Origin of the sequence: Neisseria sp. P0004.S004 (genome assembly GCF_051963335.1) — a bacterium.
Classification (GTDB): Bacteria; Pseudomonadota; Gammaproteobacteria; order Burkholderiales; family Neisseriaceae; genus Neisseria.
In genome coordinates this window covers 1-266 of the sequence record NZ_JBQCUK010000022.1, presented here as the reverse complement: position 1 = coordinate 266, position 266 = coordinate 1, and the positions used below count along the sequence as shown (strand labels likewise).

The 266-nt window shown below is 59.0% G+C and carries 1 protein-coding gene; it reads right to left on the bottom strand.

Features of this window, described 5'->3' with window-relative positions:
- Positions 1-26 precede the first annotated feature (26 nt).
- Positions 27-266 (bottom strand): FAD-dependent oxidoreductase (locus tag ACTHRY_RS11090; RefSeq protein ID WP_440374260.1); only part of this gene is annotated, 240 nt, incomplete at its 5' end.

Sequence of the window (266 nt, the reverse complement as noted above, 5' to 3'; positions counted from 1 at the left end):
GTCGAGCCTAAGAGATCACCTCGGGACTACACCGTCATCTGACGATCCGACGGTTTTACCGGCTTCGGTAGCACCGACGGTGATCCTTTGAGATACGCATCAACACCGTGAGCAGCTGCGCGTCCCTCCGCGATGGCCCACACCACGAGGGACTGCCCGCGGCCAGCGTCACCACAGGCGAAAACCCCCGGCACATTAGTCTCATACGCATCATTTCTGATAATATTGCCCCGTCCGTCAAGTTCCAGCCCCAGCTCGGCAACAAC